The following is a 20590-nucleotide window of genomic DNA, read 5'->3' as shown; positions in this document are numbered from 1 at the left end:
TTGCGCCGGAACTACCGGACACGTAATCTCGACAGAGTAGCCAACCCATCGCGGTGGGTATGGAAGTGAGCCGCAGGATTACTCGCCGGATGACGAGGCCTGCGGCTTGCGTCGTTCATCAGCCAATGACGTTGTGCAGTTCGACAGCGCCACGGAGTGCCTCGAGATAGTCCCGACGACCGATGCGCGCTTGCACTACGGCGCCGCACACAACATCGGCAATCCACAATGCCGGCTCGAGCCGACCCACAGCATGCTCGCCAAGTGAGGCAGTAGATACTCCATACACTTTCGCCGATGTCGACGGTCAGTCGCGCCCGGTTCGACGTGCACGGTGACGAGGGCGGTCACCGGCAGCTCAGCCACCGTTGCCACTAACTCCGCCCGGCGCTCCTCGCTACTGCCGTGCCAATGCACCTTGGGCTCACCAATCCGCATACTTTCCATCGTCTTGCGGAGCTCAGACACGTCGTCCTCCTCGCATAACGCGGCGGTGAGGAGATATGCGTTCGGATCGAGGTCCGGGCGCGACCGGCTCTCATCAGCCCACGCCGTCAGCATGAAAGGATCTTATCGACCGGTTGCGACAACTCTCGAGATCGGCCGCGGTCCAACTGTCCTCACCGGATCACTGATCCGACAGGGACACCTCACCGCAGCTTGCGCCGCAACAACTTCCCGGTGGCGGTGCGGGGCAGTTCGCCGACCAGCTCGATCTCGCGCGGATACTTGAAGGCCGCCAGATGATCTCGGCAGTAGTCGATGAGCTCCTGCTCGGTCGGCGCGACCATCTCCGCCGAATCCTCCTCGGCGACATCCTTTTCGGAGGCTTCCAATTCGGCAACAACAACGAAGGCTTTGACCGACTCGCCACGGTAGTCGTCGGGGATGCCGACCACCGCCGCGTCGAGCACCGCGGGATGAGTGCGCAGGACCCGTTCGACCTCGTTGGGCCAGACCTTGAAACCGGAGGCGTTGATGATCTCGCTCTTGCGGTCGATGACATAGAACCAGCCGTCGGTATCCATGAAACCGATGTCCCCGGTGCGCAATTCGCCGCCGGCGAAGGCCTCGGCGTCGGCACGAGGGTTACGCCAGTAACCGCCGATCACCTGCGGGCCGGAGACCACCAGCTCGCCGATCTGGCCGGGCGGTAGATCTGCTCCGTCATCACCGACGACGCGCACGACGGTGTCGAAGACCGGCACCCCGACCGAGAGCACCCCGGTTTCCGAGTCGAAGGGCGCCTGCGCGCCGATGGGCACCATGTGCGACGGCGACGACGTCTCGGTCAGTCCGTAGACGTTGTGGATGTAGCCTCCGAGACGATCCTGTAGGCGCGAGGCGATCGCCGGATCGATCGGCGCCCCACCGGACAACCGAAGTTCTAGGGAGTCGAGATCCCCTGGCAGCAACGATGGTTCGTCGGCGAGTGCGATGTAGGCGGTGATCACCGCAACCATGAACCGGGGCCGGGTACGGCGGATCGCGTCGAGGACGACGTCGGCCCGGAACCGGTGGGTGAGCACCAGCGGGGACCCGGTCAGCATCGACAGCGCCGCGGCCCCGATCAGGCCGGTGACATGGAACAGCGGCGAGGCGGCGAGGATCGGCTCGGCCCCGAGTGCGCACCATCGTCGGTAGACGTGCGCGCTGAACACGACGTTGGCGTGGGTCAGACACGCACCCTTCGGCGGCCCTGTGGTGCCGGAGGTGGCCATCACCACCGCGATGTCCCGCGGGCCGATCGGTCGAGGCGCAATGCCTTGTCGCGCACGCCCATTCGCGATCAGTGTGCGAAGGTCGACGGCATCGGCGACGGTGCGGCGGGTGACCTCGGCGAAGAGCCTCGGCTCGTCGACCGGACCGCTCGGTCCGTCCAGCGGTGACGTGGTGATCACGACGCGCACGCTGCTGGTTCCGTCGGCGAGCAGTGGTGAGACGACGTCGAGGTAGAGGTCGTCGAGTGCGACCAGCGCCGTCGGCGTGTGGTCGCGGAGTCGTTGCCGGAGTTCGTCGGCGGTGACCATCGGGCTGATGAGCGCGGCGATCCCTCCCGCCCGCCACGCCGCGACGAGACAGATGATGAACGCGGGGTCGTTCTGAAGGAGCATGGCGAGTCGATCGCCGGGTGCGAAGCCGCGCGCGACCAGCAGACCGGCCACCGCGTCGGCAGCCTCGTCGACCTCCCGCCACGTCATCGTTTGTCCGAGGTAGTCCAGCGCGTTGCCATCGGGCCGGTCGGCGACGGTCGCCTCGAACATCTGCAATGCATTCGCAGCGCCCGGCGTCAGGTGCGCACCCAGATCCGGGGCATAGTGGACCAGCCACGGGCGCCGGTCGTAGTCGCCGGGGCCCGGGCCGCTCGTCGATCGTCGGGGATCGAGGTCGTCTGGTGTGCGCATCGCGTGCGTGAGTGTACGGCCGCAACCCGCACAGCAGTGGTAAACGCACGAATCGCGACGCGCGCCCGACTCGGCCCGTACATTGTTCAGCGTGACTGAACCTGCGGTGGGTGCCGCGGTGCGACGAGCGCGGGAGAACGCGGGGATGACCCTGCGTGATCTCGCCGGGCGCCTCGAGGTCAGTGTCGGCACGATGAGCGCGATCGAGAACAACAAGGTCGCCGTCACCGTCGAACGACTCAACGCCGTCGCCGCGGTGCTCGGGGTAACCGCCGGCGCCCTGCTGGCCGGCGACACCTTCGTCCGTCCGACTCCGGCTCGCGGGGACGACGACTGGCGACACTTCGCCGACCTCGACCTCGACCCCGTCCTGGCCGCCGCGGTGGAGGTGTTCACCGAGACCGGCTATCACGGTGCCACCATGCGCGTGGTCGCCGGCGCGGCGGGGATCAGCGTCGCCGGGATCTATCACCACTATCGGAGCAAGCAGCAGCTACTCGTCGCGCTCTTCGACGTCATGATGACCGAGGTGCATTGGCGGATGTCGGCAGCTGCCAATGAAAATCCGCATCCGGTGCCATCTTTCGCGCTCATGGTGGAGGCGCTCGCCCTGTGCCACACGCACCGGCGCGACCTCGCCTTCATCGCCGCCACCGAGATGCGCAGCCTCGAGGAGCCCGACCGAACCCGCGTCGCCGACTCGCGACGCCGTGTCCAACAGCACCTTGACGTCGTTGCCGCGGACGCCGTGGCGGCCGGCGAGTTCACCACCCCCAACCCGCACAACACCGGCCGGGCCATCGCCACGATGTGCATGGCACTGCCCTACTGGTACTCATCCGGCGGCCCGCAATCACCGGCCGAGGTCGCCGCCGAATACGCCGAACTCGCCCTGGCGATGATGGGCCACCGAGTTCAGCAGAACTGAACTCGCCCGGCCCACTTCGTCACCCGAACACCGCTAGGCCGAGGGGGTTGACGCACCCCGGGGGCATCTGTGATGCTCATCTCACTGAACCCGGCCTGAACGATCGCTCGCACAGTTCAGAACACTCGCTCATCACTGGAGGATCAACGATGACCACCGCTCCCGAAGCCCCCCAGCTCACCGAACTCCTCGACAACGCGCCGACCAACTGGGGCAAGTGGGGCCCCGACGACGAGGTCGGCAGCCTCAACTACCTGACCGCCGAACAGGTGATCGCCGGCGCGTCGCTCATCAAGAAGGGCGCGCTGTTCACCCTGCAACGCCTGATCGGCGACCCGAAGGGCGATCCGGTCTGGCCGGGCCGCAGCCCCGCCACCCGCGAGATGATCCTCGACGAGTCGCACTGGGACGACGGTGGCGACGGCCCCGCGTTCCCCGGCGGCCTGCACTACGCCGACGACAAGATCAACGCCTTCCTGCAGGGCTCCACACAGTACGACGCGCTGGGACACGTCTGGTACGGCGGCAAGATCTGGAACGGCTTCGACGCCCGGACCACCATCGGCGGCCTCGACAAGGCCAGTGTCGAGCCGATCGCCGAGCGTGGCGTCGCCGGCCGGGCCGTGCTGCTCGACATGGCGCGCCACCGCGGCGTCGACCACCTCGGCCCGCGCGAGACCTACGATCACACCGATCTCGAAAAGTGTGCGCAGGCACAGGGAATCGAGATCAAGCCGCGCGACATCCTGATCATCAGGACCAACCATCTCGAACTATTCTTCCAGCAGGGCGACAAGTTCTACGACGACTTCTGCGAGCCGGGCCTGGTGTACTCACCCGAACTCGTGGAGTGGTTCCAGGCCAAGGAGATCCCCAACCTGGTGACCGACACCATCGCCAACGAAATCACCACCGACCCCAACAACGGGGTCGCCCTGGTGCTGCACAACGCGTTGATGCGCAACCTCGGCATCGCCTTCACCGAGATCTGTGACCTGGAGAAGCTCGCCGCCGACTGTGCCGACGACGGAGTGTACGAGTTCTTCTATGTCGCAGCACCGTTGAAGATCCACAACGCCACCGGCTCGCCGGTCAACCCGGTGGTGATCAAGTGAGCGAGGGACTCTACGCCGCGCGACCCTGGTCATCGCTGTACCCGCCGGGCACCGCCGGTGACATCACGACGGAGTACGTGTCGGGCCTCGCGTTGTTCGACGCCGCCGTCGCCGAGAATCCCGACGACGTCTTCCTGATCTACTTCGATCAGTCGTTGACCTTCGCCGAGGTCGATCGCGCCTCACGTGCCGCCGCAGTCACGTTGCGCGAGCATGGTTTCGGCGATGGTGACCGCCTCGGTCTGTACGTCCAGAACAATCCGGCGTTCGTAATCGGACTCCTCGCCGCGTGGCGGGCCGGTGGCGCCGCCGTGGCGATCAACCCGATGAACAAGGCCCGCGAGCTCACCTATCTGCTCACCGATTCCGGCGCCGTGGCATTGCTCACCCTCGACGACCTCTACACCGGTGTCGCCAAGGGGGTCATCGAGTCGGGGTCGACGTCGGTGCACACCGTGATCACGTGCTCCGCGTTGGACTTCCAGACGCGCAGCGATCCCCGGTTGTTCGCCGAGCTCGAGCGCACCCGGCCCGAGGGCACTCTCGATCTGGTGACCATCATCGACGACTTCGTCGGTGGCGACCTCCCGGATGTCTCTCCCGGGCCCGATGATCTGGCCGTCCTCGCCTACACCTCGGGAACCACAGGTAATCCCAAGGGCGCCATGAACACTCATGGCAATCTGGCGTTCAACGCGCAAACCTATCGGGACTGGACCGGACTGAAACCCGGCGAAGGAATCCTTGGTATCGCGCCGCTGTTCCACATCACCGGACTGGTCGGTCACGTCATGTTCGCGATGATCGCCCGCTCACCGCTGATCCTGGCACATCGCTTCGAGCCGTCGGTCATGCTCGACGCCATCCGTGAACACCGTCCGGTGTTCACGGTCGCCGCGATCACCGCGTTCAACGCTCTCGCGTCGGCGCCGGGTGCCGGCGCCGACGACTTCGAGAGTCTGCGCATCCTGTACTCCGGTGGCGCGCCCATCGCCCCGGCGATGGGTGATCGGCTCGAGCAGGTCTTCGGGGCCTACATCCACAACATCTACGGACTCACCGAGACCAATTCCCCGTCTCACGGTGTGCCGCTGGGTGTTCGGGCGCCGGTCGATCCCGCGTCGGGAGCGTTGTCGGTGGGTGTGCCGGTGTTCAACACGGTGGTGCGCGTCGTCGACGAGGCGGGCAACGACGTCGCTGTCGGCGAGGTCGGCGAGTTCGTGACGTCCGGCCCACAGGTGGTGGCCGGCTACTGGAACAAGCCGGAGGCCACCGAGAAATCGATCCCCGGCGGCGCCCTGCACACCGGTGACGTCGGCTTCATGGATGCCGACGGCTGGTTCTATCTCGTCGACCGCAAGAAGGACATGATCAACGCCTCGGGCTACAAAGTGTGGCCCCGTGAGGTCGAGGACGTGCTCTACACCCATCCGGCGGTGCGTGAGGCAGCAGTGGTCGGCGTGCCCGACGACTATCGTGGCGAAACCGTGAAAGCCTATGTGTCCCTTCGGGAGGGACAGTCCGTCGATCCCGATGAACTGATCGCCTTCTGCAAGGAGCAGATGGCCGCCTACAAGTACCCGCGCTCGGTGGATGTGGTCTCGGACCTCCCCAAGACCGTCACCGGCAAGATCCTGCGGCGGGAATTGCGCGACCAGGGCTGACGCCCACAGCGCCCTCCCCACCGCCGACAGCGCTCACCAGCGCCGTGACAGCGCTTAGCTGGGCGCTGTCGGCGTGTTGACGGGCGCTGTCGGCGTGTGGTTGGGCGCTGTCGGCGTGTGGGCGGACGCTGTCGGCGTGCTGGCAGGCGCCGTCGGCGCCGACAGCTCAGCTCAGCTTCTCCACGCAGACGACCTTGTGCCGCTGGTCGTAGGTGTAGTAGTTGGTTGTCGCGTCCGGGCAACCACTCTCGTCGGTCGCTCCGGGGAGTACGGCAAGGATGCGACGGGCGTCGGAATCGGTGGAGTTGCACGGGACGTGCGCCGGGTCGCCGAAGCTCGGCACCGTCATGCATTGTCCGACAACCCAATCCGTGTCGAGGCACAGCGCGCCCTGTTGTGTGCCGCCCTGGGTGACGTAGTAGGTCTGGTCGACGTCGGACGGGCAGGCCTCCTTGGTCGGCGATTTGGCCACCACCACATAGTTGGCGGGCGCCTGTCCGCAGGTCGCGTGGTCGATCTTGGCGTCCATCATCGTGCCGGACAGGTAGACGCACTGCCCGATCGCGGCGTCGAAGTCGACGTCGCCACCGGCGTCCTGGCTCTCGGTGACCGAAGAGACCGGCGTGGACTTGCTGAACGGCAGCGCCGAACAGCCGGTCAGCGCAAGCGCAATCAGCCCCGCCACCCCGAGCGCACCCACGAGTCGCGCCGACAGATATCGCACCATTCTGGATTCCCCCTTCACGCTGGCCCCCTGCCATCGCCGGAGAAACTGTACGACACATCCGGCAATGTTCCGATCCCGGGCTCGCCGATCGCGCGACAATGAGTCGGTGAATTCCGATGTCGAGTGATCTCGCGGCGATCGTGGTGGTGTTGGCCGCGCTGATCGTCGTCGGCCTCGTGGTGCTCATCCGGACCCGGCGGGTGGTCGCGACGCCGACCGAGCGTGCCGTGCACACCGCCTTGCACACGGCGTCGCTGGCCGCGCGATCGCTACGCGGCGGGCTCGGTGCCGAATCCGCGCGCGACGCCCTGCCACCTCTGCGTTCGCTGACCGCTGCGCAGGGGGTGGCCCTGTACGACGCGGACGCCGAAGCACTCGCCCACGACGACGACCCGGTGTGGACCACGCGTGTGCTGACCGCGGCCGACGCGGCGGCGGCCTCGGCGCTGGCGCAGCAGCGGCGGGTACTCGTCAACGATCCGTCCGGCCCGGACTCCCCGGTACGCGCGCTGGTCGCCGAGCCGCTGATCGCCGGGGACGCCGGCGCGGGAGCGCTCGTCGTCGCGACGGTGAGCCGCCCGGGCCCGGGCATGCTCGGCGCCATCGCGGAGGTCGCCCGGTACGTCTCCGATCAGGTGGAGCTGGCCGAACTCGACGCCTCGCGGGCGCGGCTCGACCGGGCCGAGGTCCTGGCCCTGCGCGCACAGATCAGTCCGCATTTCATCTACAACGCGCTCACCACGATCGCGTCATTCGTGCGCACCGACCCCGACCGGGCACGCGAACTGATCATCGAGTTCGCCGACTTCACCCGCTACTCGTTCCGCGCGGCGGGCGAATACACCCTGCTCTCCGACGAACTGCGCAACATCGACCGCTACCTGACCCTCGAACGCGCGCGCTTCGGCCCGGCACTCGACGTGAAACTGCATGTGGCGCCAGAAGTTCTGGGTGTTGTGCTGCCGTTCCTGGCCCTGCAGCCGCTGGTCGAGAACGCGGTGCGGCACGGGCTGGCCGCCAAGGGCGGCGGATCGATCACGATCACCGCGCGCGACGAGGGCACCGACTGCGTCATCACCGTCGAGGACGACGGCGTCGGCATGGACCCCGAGCTCCTGCGGTCTGGAGACATCGACGCGCTCGATCCGCCCGCCTCCCGAGACGAATCGGCGGGAGCCCGAGTCGGACTCACCAATGTCGACCATCGGCTGCGCGCAGCTTTCGGCAACGACTACGGCCTGGTGGTCGACACCGGCATCGGCGCGGGCACCAAGGTCGGGATGCGGGTCCCCAAATTCCGTGCCGGGGTGCGAGTATGACACCCATGGCACTGTCGGTCCTGGCTGTCGACGACGAACGCCCCGCCCTCGACGAACTGGTGTTCCTGCTGCGCCGCGCGCCCGGGATCGGCGAGGTCTTCGCCGCCGGCGACGCCACCGGAGCGCTGCGTGAACTCGGCGACCACCGGATCGACGCGGTCTTCCTCGACATCAACATGCCCGGCCTCTCGGGCATCGAATTGGCCACCGTGCTGCGCAAGCTCAGCAGTCCCCCACAGATCGTGTTCGTCACCGCGCACGACGACCGCGCGGTCGACGCATTCGACGTCGGCGCGCTGGATTACCTGCTGAAACCGTTGCGCGAGGACCGGTTACGTGAGGCGGTGGATCGGGTCGCCGCCGCGGCCGCCCCACCCACGACCACCTCCGAGTCGACCGCGCGTGACGACGACGTCATCCCCGTCGAACTGGGCGGGGTGACCTCGTTGATCCGACGGGATTCGATCTCGTGGGTCGAGGCCGTCGGCGATTACGCCCGGCTGCATTCGGCGGACGGTGCACACCTCGTGCGGATTCCGCTGTCCACCCTCGAATCCCGATGGCAGGACAAGGGATTCGCGCGTATTCACCGGTCGTATCTGGTGGCGCTGGGTATGGTGACGGGGCTGCGGGCCTCCGGCTCGACGACGATGGTGGCGGTGCGCGCCAACGGCCGTTCGGGGGCGGTGGAACTCCCGGTGAGCCGCCGGCAGGTCCGGGAACTCAAGGATCGCCTCATCCGGGACCCGATGCGCGCCTACCGAACCGGAGACGAGCAGTGACCTCGGACCGGGGCGAGACGCCTCCGGGCCCGGAGCGTCCACCGCAGCGGGAGCGGGTGGTGCTGGCCCGCCGACGCGGCGCACGCGTGGTGCGTACGCGGGTGGAGGTGCACGAGCAGACCGAGGTCGGCGACGCCCTGGTGCGCGGCCTGATGCGCGCACAGCTGGGTTTGGCGTTGCGGCTGGGCCTGAGCGTGACGGCGATCATCGCACTGGTTCCGTTGCTGGGCATCGTCTTTCCAGCGCTCGGCGAGTACACGGTGTTCGGCATCCGGGTGTCCTGGTTGGTCCTCGGGGTGCTCGTCTATCCGCTGCTGTATCTGTTCGGCAGACTCTACGTGCATCTGGCCGAGCAGGCCGAACGCGACTTCATGGGCGTCGTCGACGACGACGCGGGCGCCGGCCCCTCGGAGCACGACTGATGTCGGGGACGATCCTGACCGCGTTCGCGCTCGTCGCGGCGGCACTGGCGACCATCGTCATCGGCGCCTACGGTGGGCGCTTCGCGCGCACCACCTCGGACTTCCTGGTGGCCTCACGCAGCGTCGGCTCCCGATGGAACGCCGCCGCGGTGTCCGGTGAATACCTCTCGGCGGCATCATTTCTCGGTGTCGCCGGGCTCGTCGCCAAATACGGCGCGGATGCGCTGTGGTATCCGGTCGGCTTCACCGCGGGATACCTCGGGCTGTTGCTGTTCGTTGCTGCCCCGCTGCGACGGTCGGGCGCCTACACCGTGCCCGACTTCGCCGAGTTCCGCCTCTCGTCGAGGCCCGCACGTCAGACGGCGATGCTGGTGGTGGTCGTCGTGTGTGTGTTGTACCTGATCCCGCAGTTCCAGGGCGCCGGACTGACACTCAACATCCTGCTGGGCGTACCGGTCTGGGTGGGTGCAGTGACCGTCGGGGTGATCGTGATCGTCAACGTCGTCGGCGGTGGCATGCGCTCGATCACGTTCGTCCAGGCATTCCAGTACTGGTTGAAGCTCACCGCGATCGGGGTGCCCGCGCTGGCCCTGGTGATCGTGTTCCTCGCACACCGTGAACCGGTCGGCGAGCCCGCGCCGCCGCGCGTCGACGTCGCCACCACCGTCGACATCACCACCGACACCGTGCTGTCGGTCCCGGAGACCGCCGGGGTGCACGTCACCGGCACCATCGACGGCTCACACGTCGACGACGCCGCCTTTCGCGCGCCCGGTGAGTACACATTGAGCTCGGGCAGCACCATCCGGCTCGACGCCGGCGCGGCCACCCCGGTGGTGGCCGGCGCCCCGACGACCGGTGCGTCCTGGGTGGCGCCGGGCGGTGGGCTCGGCGGCAATCATCCCCTGTACCAGGTGTATTCGATCATCATCGCGACCTTCCTCGGCACCATGGGGCTGCCGCATGTGCTGGTGCGGTTCTACACCAACCCGGACGGACGCTCCGCTCGCCGGACCGCTCTGACTGTGATCGCCCTGCTCGGCCTGTTCTACCTGTTCCCGATGTTGCTCGGGGTCTTCGCGAGACTCTATGTGCCGCAACTGTTGATCACGGGTACCTCCGATGCCGCGGTGCTGCTGTTGCCGTCGGCGGCGATCGGCGGGGTGGCCGGCCAACTCCTCGCCGCACTCGTGGCCGCGGGCGCGATCGCCGCGTTCCTCGCGACCTCGTCGGGACTGCTCGTCAGTGTGGCCGGGGCGATCTCCACCGACGTCTTGCGTGGGCGCATCCGCGATTTCCGGGTCGCCGCCGTGATCGGCGGGGTGATCCCCATCGTGTTCAGTGTGGCCGCAACGTCTCTGGAGTTGTCGCGCACGGTCGGCCTGGTGTTCGCGGTCGCGGCCTCGACCCTGTGCCCATTGCTGATCCTCGGCATCTGGTGGCGCCGACTGACCCCCGCGGGCGCCATCGCCGGCATGCTGGTCGGTGGTCTGTCGTCGGGCACCGCAACATCATTGGCGATCGCCGGCGGTATCGGGGACACCTCGTTGGGCGGATGGCCCGCGGTCATCGTCGGCTTCCCCGCAGCGGTGACGGTGCCGCTCGCCTTCGCGACGATGATGCTCGTCAGCCTCGCCACCCGCACCCGCGTACCCGGCGACCTCTCGCGCACCTTCGCGCGGATGCACGTCCCCGAACGAGTCGGGATGGGCGTCGAACGCCTCCCCCGCGACGGGTCGGCGTAGTGAGGTCACGCGCCGTCACCAGGAGCACTCGGCGACCCGCCGAAAGTTGCCGCCCAGTACCGCGGTGATGTCCTCGGCGGCCCAACCACGTTGGGCGAGATGGCTTCCCAGGGTGACGAAAACCTCGGGCGCCATCCAGCGGATCGGCCCCCACCGCGTGTAGGACTCGTCGAACGCCTCGGGATGGTCGTGGATCTCGGCGAGGAAGTCCTCGGCGTCGAAGGAGTGATCGGTGCTGACGCCGACGTGCTCGATGCCGACGAGTTCGACCGCATACTCGAGGTGGCGGGCCATCGCCTCGAGCGTCGGGGTGTTGGGGCCGAGGAAGATCCCGACACCGGTGATGCCGACGACCCCGCCGGTCGCGGCGCACTCGCGGGCCTGATCGTCGGTGATGTTGCGAGGGTGATCCCACACACCGCGCATGCACGAATGGCTGTAGATGACGGGCTTGCTCGACACCTCGCACAGATCCAGGCCGGTGCGCACCGAGCAGTGTGAACCGTCGGGCACCATCCCGGCCGAATTCATCTCGGCGACGAGGTCTCGACCCCACGCGGTCAGTCCGGTGTCGTCGGTATCGAGGCACCCGCACCCGGCACGGTTGGCGTGGTTGTACGACGGGAGCATCGTGCGAACGCCGAGGTCGACGAACCGGGCAACGTTGTCGAGGTCACCGTCGAGGGGATTGGAGTCCTCGAGATCGAAGGCCACCGCGATCCGCCCGACCGCGGCCTCGATGTCGGACGGCGTCGTCGCGAGCGCCAGGCCCGGGTGGTCGGTGATCGCGGCCCGGAAACGCCTCAGCAGCAACGACGAATCGTCGAAGCTCTGCGGCGAGTAGCCGACGTTGACCGACACATATGTCGGCCCGTGGCGGTCGAATCGCCGCAGGTATCCGACGTCGGCGTCGGGTTGCAGCGGCAGACATGCGTGCTGATCCCACAGAAGCGTCATACGGCCATCCTCTCCCCCGTCGTGTCGTTGCGTGCCCATCGACACCGACCGTTCGTCGGGGCCGACCGACCGCCCACCGCACGGATGACCGGTTTCGTCGTGTGACCCGCGCCACCCCATTGTGTGTGACATGGACCTCATTAACTCTATGAGTCATCGACCATCACAGTTTGGGCGAACCATCACAGTTTGGGAGGATCTCGTGTCCACTGTCGACCAACCCACGCCGGCGTCGCCGCCGGCGCCCGCGCATCCGACGGGCGAGCAATACGTCGCGATGCAGGCCAGTCCGCAATTCCAGGATCTCAAGCGCACCCTGCGCCGCTTCGTGTTCCCGATGACCGCCTTCTTTCTGCTGTGGTACGCGGTGTACGTGCTGCTCGGGGCGTTCGCGCACGACTTCATGGCGACGCCTGTGTGGGGTGACATCAACCTCGGCCTCATTCTCGGCCTGTTGCAGTTCGTGACGACGTTCGTCATCACCGGGCTCTACGTCCGTTTCGCCAATCGTGACCTCGACCCCAAGGCCGAGGCGATCCGCACCGAGATGATGAACGAGGCCGCCAAATGACCACTCTCGCAGCATCTGCCGCCGTGGGTAACCCCATCGCGAACATCGCCATCTTCGTCGCCTTCGTCGCCATCACGTTGTTCGTGGTGATCCGCGCGAGCAAGAAGAACGCGTCGGCCACCGACTATTTCACCGGTGGCCGCGCGTTCTCCGGACCCCAGAACGGCATCGCCATCGCCGGTGACTATCTGTCCGCCGCGAGCTTCCTCGGCATCGCCGGCGCCATCGCCGTGTACGGCTATGACGGCTTCCTCTACTCCATCGGATTCCTCGTGGCATGGCTGGTGGCGCTGTTGCTCGTCGCCGAATTGCTGCGCAACACCGGCAAATTCACCATGGCCGACGTCTTGAGCTTCCGCCTCAAGCAGCGCCCGGTACGACTGGCGGCGGCGATCTCGACACTGGCGGTCTCGCTGTTCTATCTGCTGGCACAGATGGCCGGTGCCGGCGGCCTGGTCGCCCTGCTGCTCGACGTGACCTCACGGACCGGGCAGTCGATCGTGATCGCCGTGGTCGGCGCGCTGATGATCGTCTACGTGCTCGTCGGCGGAATGAAGGGCACCACCTGGGTGCAGATCATCAAGGCCGTGCTGCTGATCGCGGGTGCCGCGTTCATGACGGTCCTGGTGCTGGCCAAGTTCGGGCTCAACGTGTCCCACATCCTGGGCGGCGCACAGGATGCGATCAGTGGATCGTCGAGCGAAAAGGTCGCCGCCCGTGACGTTCTCGCGCCCGGCGCCAAGTACGGCGGGTCGATGGAATCGCAGATAAACTTCATCTCACTGGCCATCGCCCTGGTTCTCGGCACCGCCGGCCTTCCGCATGTGCTGATGCGTTTCTACACCGTCCCGACCGCGAAAGAGGCTCGGCGCTCGGTGGTCTGGGCGATCGCGCTCATCGGTGCGTTCTACCTGTTCACCCTCATCCTCGGTTACGGTGCCGCCGCGATCGTCGGACCCGACCGCATCCTCGCGGCCGCAGGCAAGGAGAACGCCGCAGCGCCACTGCTCGCCTTCGAACTCGGTGGCACGATCCTGCTCGGCATCATCGCGGCCGTCGCGTTCGCGACGATCCTCGCCGTCGTCGCCGGACTGACGATCACCGCCTCGGCGTCCTTCGCCCATGACATCTACGCCAGCGTCATCAAGCGCGGCAAAGTCAGCGAGGACGACCAGGTCCGCGTATCCCGCTATGCCGCAATCACTCTCGGCGTCCTCGGAATCGTGCTCGGCATTCTCGCCAACGGCCAGAACGTGGCCTTCCTGGTGGCCCTGGCGTTCGCCATCGCCGCCGCGGCCAATCTGCCGACCATCGTGTATTCGCTGTACTGGAAGCGCTTCAACACCCGCGGTGCACTGTGGAGCATCTATGGTGGCCTGGGTTCGACGCTGCTGCTCATCGTGTTCTCGCCCGCGGTCTCCGGTAAGGCCACCTCGATGGTCCCCGGTGCCGACTTCGCCTGGTTCCCGTTGGAGAATCCCGGCATCGTCTCGATCCCGTTGGCCTTCGTGCTCGGTATCGTCGGCACGCTGACCTCGCCGTCGGATCGCGGTACCCCCGAACGCAACGCCGAGATGGAGGTTCGCTCCCTGACCGGTGTGGGCGCCGAGGAGGCGGTGGCGCACTAGGACGCCATCCGGTGACCCGAAGGCGTGTCTCCCGAGGTGATCTCGGGAGACACGCCTTTACCATTCGGGCATGACCAACTGCATCTTCTGTGCGATCGTCGCGGGTACGGCACCGAGTGTCCGGGTGTCGGAAACGGAAACCACCTACGCATTCATGGACATCGCGCCGGGTAACGACGGCCATCTGCTGGTGATCCCCAAGCGCCACAGCACCGATCTACTCGACATCGACGCGCAGGATCTGACCGCGGTCACCCTCGAAGCGCAGCGGATCGCCCGCGCAGTGGTCGGCGACCTCGACGCCGACGGCGTGAATCTCCTCAACTGCTGCGGCGCCGACGCCTGGCAGACCGTCTTCCACTTCCACCTGCACGTCATCCCGCGGTACGCCGATCGGGACCGGGACCGCCTGCGACTGCCCTGGCAGCCGGGTGTCCCGGGAGATCGACAGGTGATGACGGACTTCGCGGATCGGCTGTCGGTGGCGCTGGACTGAGGGGCGCTGGGCTGAGGGGCACTGGGACGGGGCGACTCGGCGTCGCGGGGCCTCATCTCCCCAGGATGTCGTCCTCGACGTAGAGGCGCAACGCCCTCGCTCCGACGAGTGCTGTCCACACCTGGTGGTAGTCGAGGTCGTGGTACTTGTGAGCAACCTGGATCCGAATGCCGACGATCAGAGTCCACGGCTGGCCGTCGAACTCGTTGCGGAATCGCGCCGGGAGGTGCGACGCAGTGTCGCCGATGCGGCCGATCACCGCCTCGGCCGCACGTTGCTGACGCCAGCTTTCCAGGAGTGCAGGCTTTCCATCGGCGACGAGCTCCTCAGCCTCCCGACAATGGTCGATGAGGTCGTCAAGGCGGTCGAGCACGCGTTCGCCATAGCGCTCGCTGATCGAGACGCGACTCTCTTCGGGCATCAGAGAGGCACCGCATCGGCGAGGACCCGCCGGGAGAAGCGGTTGTCGGTCAGAGCACCGTCGCTGACCACGTCGACATCGACGCCCAGAAGCTCTCTCAACTCACCGATCAGAACCCCAACCTCTCCCAGATGCGTATCGGGGAGAAAGGTAACGAGGAGATCGAGGTCGCTGTTCTCGGTATCGGTTCCGCGGGCCACCGAACCGAATACGCGGACATTGTGGCCGCGGTGAGCCGAAACCATCTCACGAATCTCTTCTCGGTGTCGACCTACCAGTTCCGACGGCCGCAGCCGTGTCGCCGCGTCGACCTTGGCCGCAACATCGGCTGTGACCGTTCGCTTTCCGCCCTCATAGGCAGAGATATGTGGTTGTGCAATACCGGAGGCGTCAGCCAGTTGCGCCTGAGTCATTCCGGCGCGCCGCCGCCGCCGACCGATCTCTGCACCATCCATACCCAGAGGATATACCAAGATTGGTATCGATTCTGGTTCGTCTGACGCACAGAAGTTCACCTCTGCCGCCTTCGCGCCCCTCGCCCGGTGTTACCGGATACCCAGCACGACGACGTCGTTCACGGTGTTCGGCCGATCGTGGCGGAAGCAGGTCATCAAGATGGCGCCGGGTACCGGCAGGACCCCGGATACCTTGTCGCAAGGCGCGGGTCGCGTCGTTGCCTGCCCATCGGCGGCGATCACCGCCACGACATTCGGTCCGGTCGTGGCCACCACCCCGCTCACGATGCCATCGCCGACGGCGGCGAGTCGTTGTCCGACCGGAATCTCGTCGGGTATCCCGTTCGGATAGAGGTCGACGCCACGGATGGTCGAGGTCGACGCGCTTCGCAAATCGACCATCCCGCTCATGGTTCGGCCGTCGGCGCAATACCAGTCGGTTTGCAGGTAACGGGCCTGGCCCACCGCCCTCATCAACATATCCAGACTGGGTGTGCCGGGCACTGTCGTGACCGAATCATTCTGTGACACATCGACAATCGCCAACTTTCGCTCGTGGATCGACTGACGCTCGAAAACTGTCGCCACACGGTCACCGTCCACGGCGATGATCGACGCCTCGGAGTCCGGTGACGTCGGGAGGCCGATGTTACGCGCGACTCCCGACGTCGCATGGAATGTCACGAGCGATGGCCGCTCCCCGCAGGTCGAGATGGCCACCACCGCCGACGACGTCGTCGTCGACACCCTGAAACCACCGAAACACTCACGGGCCGGCGTCGTCCATCGCGTGTGGCCGGTGCGGACATCGAGCGCTCCGATGGTCGTTGGGCGGTCGTTGCGGTCGTAAGCGATCACCCCCACGATTGACGCTCTAGTGGCCCCGGGTACCCGAACTCGCCAACCTTCGGCGTTGGTCCACAGCCGCTCCCCCGACACGGCATCGATCCCGACGAGGGCATTCCGGTACCCCCCGTCCGAACAGGTGACCAGGACGACCTCGTGCCCGGCCGGCCCTGCAGCCCATATCCCCACCGTGCGGCAACCGAACGGTAGATCTGCGAACGATCGGGCCCACCGCCGCTGCCCGGTCTCACCGTGGTAGGCAGCCACCGAATCCCGGCCCAGCACAACGAAACCTGGTCCGGCCGGGGTCACCGAGAACGGACCGAGTGCAGGTACGGTGTAGGCGATGCGGGTTCCCAGGCTTGTCGGAATCGATGGGACGGGAACCGCTGCAACGGATTTTACGGACGACCGAGGTGTCGCCACGACGTTCGAGCCGACAGCGGCGCACACGACGACCAGACCGCCGGCAAGCGCGCCGACGAGCACGGCTCGTGTACCGGTGGTGGCCGCCGGTCCGCCCGCGCGAACCGCCGCGACCAACAGCACCGCCACCGATGCAGCCATCAACGTCAACGCCCACCGCGCGATCGCGATGACGGGCGCAACGTCGAAGCCCAACAGCTCGTCGTCGGCGTCGTTCGACGGCGATCCACGCCACGCCCATGCGGCCACCGCGACCGAGGCCGCGAGAAACACGGAGATCGCCGGGGTCACCAAGAACGCGATTCGACGCCGGACACGTCTCACCATCACCCCGGTCACGGCCGCGAACAAAACCACCGCCTGCACGATGGCCATTCCGACCACCGTGCCGAGAAAAGAAGTGACAGAACCGAAGTCACCTCCGATCAGCGTGGCGGACCGCCGACTGAAGAAGGCCACGACAGCCATCACAGCCGCGCCCAGCCCGCCTCCCGCTGCCAGGAGCGCGGCCCCCTTCGACACAGCTCGACCACACAGCTCTACCCCCATCCGACATCTCCCCCCGAGTTCCCGGCGTCAGCCGGCGTCGTTGATTCGTGCGAACGGTTGTGCCGCCTCGAGTTCGTAGGCGAGTTCGAGCAGCGTTCGCTCGTCACCGAGGTCGGTGGTGAAGTGCATGCCGAGGGGTAGGCCCTGCGAGGTCTGCGCGAGCGGCAGGCTGATACCCGGCGCGCCGGAGGTGTTGTTGGCCGGGGTGAACGCGACGTAGCGGGTCAGCCGGTCGAAGATCTCATCGAAATCGCCTGCGGGATCGAGGTATCCGATCTTCGGGGTGGTGTGTGCCAGTGTCGGCGAGAGGACCGCGTCGAAGCGGGCGAAGGTCTCCCGGAAGCGCACGGTCGACTGTTTGAGTCCGCGGATCACCGACGGCGTACGCCACATGCGGCGCAGATACAGGCGCGAGAGTCCGCGGGTGAACGGATCGAGCTTGCTGCGGTCGAAACCCTTGTCGATCATCCGTTTTCCGAATCGGTCCAACGAGAACGCCAGCATCGCCCAGTAGTCGGTGAACTGGGTGACATAAGCACGGTCGACGGGCACCGGGATGAATTCGGTGCGGTGGCCCAGGCTTTCGAGGAGTTCGGCGGTGGCGGTCAGGCCGGCCTGGGTGTCGTCGTCGAGTAACTGTCCGGTCAGCGGCTCGGTGAGCATGGCGATGCGCAGGCGCCGCTCCGACGGCCCCTCGACGAGACCCACGGGTGGGAGACCCGGTGCCGGACAGAACTTCTCGGCATCGGCGAGGAAGTGGGCGGTATCGCGCACACTGCGACTGATGACCCCGTTGGAAATGAGGTCGATGGGCATCGCCTTACCCTCGGGCGAGGCCACCACCCGGTCGCGGCTGGGTTTGAGCCCCACGAGTCCGCATGCGGCGGCCGGAATTCGGATCGAACCGCCGCCGTCGTTGCCGTGCGCGATCGGCAACGCCCCCGATGCGACGAGTGCGGCCGATCCGCCGGAGGACGCACCCGAGGAGTAGTCGGTGTCCCAGGGATTGCGGGTGGGGTCACGGTCGACGAATTCGGTCGTCGCGGTCAGGCCAAACGCCGGCAGCGTCGACGCCCCGACGATGTTCAGTCCGGTGGCGAGCAGTTGATCGGTGAACGGCTCGTTGGCGGTGGCCACCCGTTCGGAGACCGCCGCGGACCCGTGGGTCGTCGGGATACCCGCCATCAGGGTGTTGTTCTTGATGACCGAGGGCACGCCGGCGAACACCCCGCCACCGAAATCGTCGGCGGCGGCACGCTTGCGGGCACGTTCCCTGTCATCGATGGCGATCGCGTTGATCTGCGGGTTGACCCGGTCGATCCGCTCGAGCGCGGCGTCGACGGCCTCGGTCGCCGAGATCTCACCCGCGGCGATGGCCGCCGCCACACCGAGTGCGTCGGACTGCCCGAGTGCGTCGTCTCCGAATGCATGCACATGCCTCATGCGCGCCCACCCTAGCGGGCGTCGACCCTGATAGCGTCCACTCCATCCACATGCACACGAAACGGGGCCCGGGGATGACGCGACGAGCACGACGCGGACTGTTGATCGCGGTGCTGGCCATCGCAGCGCTACTCGTTCCGGTCGGTGTGGCTCCCGAGGCCCACGCGGCCGGGCACATGGTGTCGGCGGGCTCGCCGTCGGAGAAGCTCACCACCATCGTCGTGCACTCCGATGCGATGGACCGCGACATCCCGCTGACGGTGATCAAGCCGCGCGATCCGTCGCAGCCGCGAGGCGTGCTGTATCTGCTCAACGGCGCAGGCGGCGGTGAGGACAGCGCCTCCTGGCTCGCGCGGACCGACATCGAGTCGTTCTTCGCCGACAAGAACGTCTACGTCGTCATCCCCGAGCAGGGCGCATTCAGTTACTACACCGACTGGATTCGTCGTGATCCGACGCTCGGCGTCAACAAGTGGTCGACGTTCCTCGGCTCGGAGTTGCCCGCGGTCATCGACTCGACCTACCGCACGAGCGGGCGCAACGCGATCGGCGGTATCTCGTCGTCGGGAACCTCGGTGCTCAATCTGGCGATCGCGCACCGCGGGCTCTATCGGGCGGCAGCGTCCTACAGCGGTTGCGCCTCGACGTCGGACCCGTTGGGCCAGCAGTACATCAAGCTCGTCGTCGACGGTCGCGGCGGTGGCAACACCGTGAACATGTGGGGCCCCGACAACGGGCCGCTGTGGCGTGCCAACGATCCCGTCCTCAACGCGGGCAAGCTGCGCGGCACCGCGCTCTACATCTCCAACTCCAGTGGTCTGCCCGGTCCGCACGACACCCCGAAGGCGGTGCGCGACCCGATCACGCTGACCGATCAGGTGGTGCTCGGCGGCGGGATCGAGGCGGCCACCAGCATCTGCACCCAGCAACTCCTCGGACGCCTCAACGGACTGCACATCCCCTACACCGCCGACGTCGGCCGGCCGGGCACCCACTCGTGGGGCTACTGGCAGGATCAGCTCCACCGGTCATGGCCGTTCCTCCGACGCGCGATCGGCGGCTGATCAGGCGATCATCGCCATCACATCTCCGGCCAGCCGGGCGGCGAACGCGTCGTCGATGGCCTTGCCGAAGACCGCGTGGTGATAGAGCGGTGCGATGATGTGGTCGAGGATCTGCTCGACGGTCGGCGTGGACTCGCCGCGGTCGGTGGCACGGGCCACCATCTGCTGCGCCTGCGTGCGCCGAATCTCCCAGCACGGGCATTCGTCGACGAGTTCGTCGCGTGCGACGACCATCGCGCGCAAGTAGGAGCGGCGTTTGGGCCGCCCGATGTCGGCGGCGATGATCTGTGCCCAGTCGGTGAGATCGCCACGCAGACTGCCGGTATCGGGAAGATCATCCCCTTGGGTGAGGGCGGCGACCGCCACCTCCTCGACGAGTGCGGTGATCGATCCCCAGCGCCGGTAGATCGACGTCGGATTGACCCCGGCGATCTCGGCGACCTGCGGGATGGTCATGGTCTCGCGCTCGCCGGCACCGACGAGTTGTCCCACGGCGCGGTAGACGGCCTGCTGCACGCGCGCACTGCGTCCACCGGGCCGTCGTGGGTGCTGCCCCTCGTCCACCTGCACATTCGTCGCCGTTGTCGCACTCATGGAATCGATTATTGCAAACTGCGTTGCTTTAGG

The 20590-nt window shown here is 66.9% G+C and carries 20 protein-coding genes; 11 read left to right on the top strand and 9 right to left on the bottom strand.

From position 1 onward, the window contains the following. Positions 1-195 precede the first annotated feature (195 nt). Positions 196-561, bottom strand: coding sequence for a hypothetical protein (locus J6U32_RS06870; protein ID WP_244332659.1), 366 nt, complete (start codon positions 559-561; stop codon positions 196-198). 89 nt (positions 562-650) lie between these two features. Next, positions 651-2405 carry an AMP-binding protein gene (locus tag J6U32_RS06865; RefSeq protein WP_208794172.1) on the bottom strand — a complete coding sequence of 585 codons (1755 nt, stop codon included), beginning with the start codon at positions 2403-2405 and terminating at the stop codon, positions 651-653. Positions 2406-2550: 145 nt separating this feature from the next. On the opposite strand from J6U32_RS06865, the gene J6U32_RS06860 reads away from it, so the two are divergent. The 3 genes from J6U32_RS06860 (at position 2551) to J6U32_RS06850 (ending at position 6112) form a co-directional block, all read left to right on the top strand. Next, entirely contained in the window at positions 2551-3333 is a 783-nt protein-coding gene (locus tag J6U32_RS06860) for a TetR family transcriptional regulator (RefSeq protein WP_244332895.1), read from the top strand. A 149-nt stretch (positions 3334-3482) separates the two neighbouring features. Next, entirely contained in the window at positions 3483-4448 is a 966-nt protein-coding gene (locus tag J6U32_RS06855) for a cyclase family protein (protein WP_020172383.1), read from the top strand. Next, entirely contained in the window at positions 4445-6112 is a 1668-nt protein-coding gene (locus J6U32_RS06850) for a class I adenylate-forming enzyme family protein (protein ID WP_208794169.1), read from the top strand. The genes J6U32_RS06855 and J6U32_RS06850 overlap by 4 nt, the downstream gene beginning before the upstream one ends. Before the next feature lie 166 nt (positions 6113-6278). Here the strand turns inward: J6U32_RS06850 and lppU are convergent, their stop codons facing one another. After that, positions 6279-6839 (bottom strand): LppU family putative lipoprotein, encoded by a 561-nt coding sequence (lppU, locus tag J6U32_RS06845; protein WP_208794167.1) that lies wholly within the window; start codon positions 6837-6839, stop codon positions 6279-6281. A gap of 116 nt (positions 6840-6955) precedes the next feature. Here lppU and J6U32_RS06840 point away from each other — a divergent pair, with 116 nt between their 5' ends. From J6U32_RS06840 to J6U32_RS06825, 4 genes are read left to right on the top strand one after another with little or no spacing between them, the layout of a single operon-like run. Beyond that, entirely contained in the window at positions 6956-8158 is a 1203-nt protein-coding gene (locus J6U32_RS06840) for a sensor histidine kinase (RefSeq protein WP_208794165.1), read from the top strand. Between the two features lie 5 nt (positions 8159-8163). Beyond that, positions 8164-8940, top strand: coding sequence for a LytR/AlgR family response regulator transcription factor (locus tag J6U32_RS06835; RefSeq protein WP_425324144.1), 777 nt, complete (start codon positions 8164-8166; stop codon positions 8938-8940). After that, positions 8937-9362, top strand: a complete 426-nt coding sequence (locus J6U32_RS06830; RefSeq protein WP_108772657.1) for a hypothetical protein — start codon at positions 8937-8939, stop codon at positions 9360-9362. Before J6U32_RS06835 ends, J6U32_RS06830 begins: the two co-directional genes overlap by 4 nt. Beyond that, positions 9362-11107, top strand: coding sequence for a cation acetate symporter (locus J6U32_RS06825; protein WP_208794162.1), 1746 nt, complete (start codon positions 9362-9364; stop codon positions 11105-11107). The genes J6U32_RS06830 and J6U32_RS06825 overlap by 1 nt, the downstream gene beginning before the upstream one ends. Before the next feature lie 15 nt (positions 11108-11122). Here J6U32_RS06825 and J6U32_RS06820 read toward each other — a convergent pair whose 3' ends face one another. Beyond that, positions 11123-12064, bottom strand: coding sequence for a dipeptidase (locus J6U32_RS06820; RefSeq protein WP_208794161.1), 942 nt, complete (start codon positions 12062-12064; stop codon positions 11123-11125). A 202-nt stretch (positions 12065-12266) separates the two neighbouring features. Between J6U32_RS06820 and J6U32_RS06815 the strand changes: the two genes are divergently transcribed. From J6U32_RS06815 to J6U32_RS06805, 3 genes are all read left to right on the top strand, one after another. Beyond that, positions 12267-12635 (top strand): DUF485 domain-containing protein, encoded by a 369-nt coding sequence (locus tag J6U32_RS06815; RefSeq protein ID WP_208794159.1) that lies wholly within the window; start codon positions 12267-12269, stop codon positions 12633-12635. Then, positions 12632-14263 (top strand): solute symporter family protein, encoded by a 1632-nt coding sequence (locus J6U32_RS06810; RefSeq protein ID WP_208794158.1) that lies wholly within the window; start codon positions 12632-12634, stop codon positions 14261-14263. Before J6U32_RS06815 ends, J6U32_RS06810 begins: the two co-directional genes overlap by 4 nt. A gap of 70 nt (positions 14264-14333) precedes the next feature. Then, the gene (locus J6U32_RS06805) at positions 14334-14759 is read left to right on the top strand and encodes an HIT family protein (RefSeq protein WP_208794157.1); all 426 of its coding nucleotides are present in this window, start codon (positions 14334-14336) and stop codon (positions 14757-14759) included. Positions 14760-14811: 52 nt separating this feature from the next. Here the strand turns inward: J6U32_RS06805 and J6U32_RS06800 are convergent, their stop codons facing one another. The 4 genes from J6U32_RS06800 to J6U32_RS06785 all read right to left on the bottom strand — a co-directional run bounded on the left by J6U32_RS06800 (position 14812) and on the right by J6U32_RS06785 (position 18899). After that, positions 14812-15180 (bottom strand): HepT-like ribonuclease domain-containing protein, encoded by a 369-nt coding sequence (locus tag J6U32_RS06800; RefSeq protein ID WP_208794155.1) that lies wholly within the window; start codon positions 15178-15180, stop codon positions 14812-14814. Then, positions 15180-15635, bottom strand: coding sequence for an XRE family transcriptional regulator (locus J6U32_RS06795; RefSeq protein WP_208794153.1), 456 nt, complete (start codon positions 15633-15635; stop codon positions 15180-15182). The genes J6U32_RS06800 and J6U32_RS06795 overlap by 1 nt, the downstream gene beginning before the upstream one ends. A gap of 90 nt (positions 15636-15725) precedes the next feature. Further along, positions 15726-17282 (bottom strand): PQQ-binding-like beta-propeller repeat protein, encoded by a 1557-nt coding sequence (locus J6U32_RS06790; protein WP_208794151.1) that lies wholly within the window; start codon positions 17280-17282, stop codon positions 15726-15728. A gap of 201 nt (positions 17283-17483) precedes the next feature. Next, entirely contained in the window at positions 17484-18899 is a 1416-nt protein-coding gene (locus J6U32_RS06785) for an amidase (protein ID WP_208794149.1), read from the bottom strand. A 74-nt stretch (positions 18900-18973) separates the two neighbouring features. Here J6U32_RS06785 and J6U32_RS06780 point away from each other — a divergent pair, with 74 nt between their 5' ends. Further along, positions 18974-19963, top strand: coding sequence for an alpha/beta hydrolase (locus J6U32_RS06780; RefSeq protein ID WP_208794147.1), 990 nt, complete (start codon positions 18974-18976; stop codon positions 19961-19963). Here the strand turns inward: J6U32_RS06780 and J6U32_RS06775 are convergent, their stop codons facing one another. Next, positions 19964-20557: a TetR/AcrR family transcriptional regulator gene (locus J6U32_RS06775; RefSeq protein WP_208794145.1), complete on the bottom strand. Its 594-nt coding sequence runs from the start codon at positions 20555-20557 to the stop codon at positions 19964-19966. Between the last annotated feature and the right edge of the window lie 33 nt (positions 20558-20590).

Source organism: Gordonia polyisoprenivorans, assembly GCF_017654315.1.
Lineage (GTDB): Bacteria > Actinomycetota > Actinomycetes > Mycobacteriales > Mycobacteriaceae > Gordonia > Gordonia polyisoprenivorans_A.
This window is presented reverse-complemented; position numbering and strand designations above follow the sequence as displayed.

Coding starts and splice junctions, on each gene's coding strand:
- J6U32_RS06870 (WP_244332659.1), bottom strand. CDS start 561: ATGCTGACGGCGTGGGCTGATGAGAGCCGGTCGCGCCCGGACCTCGAT.
- J6U32_RS06865 (WP_208794172.1), bottom strand. CDS start 2,405: ATGCGCACACCAGACGACCTCGATCCCCGACGATCGACGAGCGGCCCG.
- J6U32_RS06860 (WP_244332895.1), top strand. CDS start 2,551: ATGACCCTGCGTGATCTCGCCGGGCGCCTCGAGGTCAGTGTCGGCACG.
- J6U32_RS06855 (WP_020172383.1), top strand. CDS start 3,483: ATGACCACCGCTCCCGAAGCCCCCCAGCTCACCGAACTCCTCGACAAC.
- lppU (WP_208794167.1), bottom strand. CDS start 6,839: ATGGTGCGATATCTGTCGGCGCGACTCGTGGGTGCGCTCGGGGTGGCG.
- J6U32_RS06840 (WP_208794165.1), top strand. CDS start 6,956: ATGTCGAGTGATCTCGCGGCGATCGTGGTGGTGTTGGCCGCGCTGATC.
- J6U32_RS06835 (WP_425324144.1), top strand. CDS start 8,164: ATGGCACTGTCGGTCCTGGCTGTCGACGACGAACGCCCCGCCCTCGAC.
- J6U32_RS06825 (WP_208794162.1), top strand. CDS start 9,362: ATGTCGGGGACGATCCTGACCGCGTTCGCGCTCGTCGCGGCGGCACTG.
- J6U32_RS06820 (WP_208794161.1), bottom strand. CDS start 12,064: ATGACGCTTCTGTGGGATCAGCACGCATGTCTGCCGCTGCAACCCGAC.
- J6U32_RS06810 (WP_208794158.1), top strand. CDS start 12,632: ATGACCACTCTCGCAGCATCTGCCGCCGTGGGTAACCCCATCGCGAAC.
- J6U32_RS06805 (WP_208794157.1), top strand. CDS start 14,334: ATGACCAACTGCATCTTCTGTGCGATCGTCGCGGGTACGGCACCGAGT.
- J6U32_RS06800 (WP_208794155.1), bottom strand. CDS start 15,180: ATGCCCGAAGAGAGTCGCGTCTCGATCAGCGAGCGCTATGGCGAACGC.
- J6U32_RS06795 (WP_208794153.1), bottom strand. CDS start 15,635: ATGGATGGTGCAGAGATCGGTCGGCGGCGGCGGCGCGCCGGAATGACT.
- J6U32_RS06790 (WP_208794151.1), bottom strand. CDS start 17,282: ATGGCCATCGTGCAGGCGGTGGTTTTGTTCGCGGCCGTGACCGGGGTG.
- J6U32_RS06785 (WP_208794149.1), bottom strand. CDS start 18,899: ATGAGGCATGTGCATGCATTCGGAGACGACGCACTCGGGCAGTCCGAC.
- J6U32_RS06780 (WP_208794147.1), top strand. CDS start 18,974: ATGACGCGACGAGCACGACGCGGACTGTTGATCGCGGTGCTGGCCATC.
- J6U32_RS06775 (WP_208794145.1), bottom strand. CDS start 20,557: ATGAGTGCGACAACGGCGACGAATGTGCAGGTGGACGAGGGGCAGCAC.